This window comes from Streptomyces sp. NPDC048211 (genome assembly GCF_043202315.1).
Taxonomy (GTDB): domain Bacteria; phylum Actinomycetota; class Actinomycetes; order Streptomycetales; family Streptomycetaceae; genus Streptomyces.
The window spans coordinates 3,965-5,160 of record NZ_JBIDAD010000046.1 but is presented as its reverse complement, the minus strand read 5'-3'; the positions used below and the strand labels follow the sequence as shown (position 1 = coordinate 5,160).

Sequence of the window (1,196 nt, the reverse complement as noted above, 5' to 3'; positions counted from 1 at the left end):
AACACAGTGGACGCGAGCAACTGAGGACAAGCCCTCGGCCTATTAGTACCAGTCAGCTCCACCCGTTACCGGGCTTCCACATCTGGCCTATCAACCCAGTCGTCTACTGGGAGCCTTAACCCTTCAAGAGGGTGGGAATACTCATCTCGAAGCAGGCTTCCCGCTTAGATGCTTTCAGCGGTTATCCTTTCCGAACGTAGCCAACCAGCCATGCCCTTGGCAGGACAACTGGCACACCAGAGGTTCGTCCGTCCCGGTCCTCTCGTACTAGGGACAGCCCTTCTCAATATTCCTACGCGCACAGCGGATAGGGACCGAACTGTCTCACGACGTTCTAAACCCAGCTCGCGTACCGCTTTAATGGGCGAACAGCCCAACCCTTGGGACCGACTCCAGCCCCAGGATGCGACGAGCCGACATCGAGGTGCCAAACCATCCCGTCGATATGGACTCTTGGGGAAGATCAGCCTGTTATCCCCGGGGTACCTTTTATCCGTTGAGCGACAGCGCTTCCACAAGCCACTGCCGGATCACTAGTCCCGACTTTCGTCCCTGCTCGACCCGTCGGTCTCACAGTCAAGCTCCCTTGTGCACTTACACTCAACACCTGATTGCCAACCAGGCTGAGGGAACCTTTGGGCGCCTCCGTTACTCTTTAGGAGGCAACCGCCCCAGTTAAACTACCCATCAGACACTGTCCCTGATCCGGATCACGGACCCAGGTTAGACATCCAGCACGACCAGAGTGGTATTTCAACGACGACTCCACAACCACTGGCGTGGCCGCTTCAAAGTCTCCCACCTATCCTACACAAGCCGAACCGAACACCAATATCAAACTATAGTAAAGGTCCCGGGGTCTTTCCGTCCTGCTGCGCGAAACGAGCATCTTTACTCGTAGTGCAATTTCACCGGGCCTATGGTTGAGACAGTCGAGAAGTCGTTACGCCATTCGTGCAGGTCGGAACTTACCCGACAAGGAATTTCGCTACCTTAGGATGGTTATAGTTACCACCGCCGTTTACTGGCGCTTAAGTTCTCAGCTTCGCCGACCCGAAAGTCAGCTAACCGGTCCCCTTAACGTTCCAGCACCGGGCAGGCGTCAGTCCGTATACATCGCCTTACGGCTTCGCACGGACCTGTGTTTTTAGTAAACAGTCGCTTCTCGCTGGTCTCTGCGGCCACCCCCAGCTCAG

General features: G+C 55.9%; 1 rRNA gene (cut by a window edge). It reads right to left on the bottom strand.

From position 1 onward, the window contains the following. Window positions 1-22 precede the first annotated feature (22 nt). A 23S ribosomal RNA gene (locus tag ACGFZA_RS42400) occupies window positions 23-1,196 on the bottom strand (it continues 2,037 nt past the right edge of the window).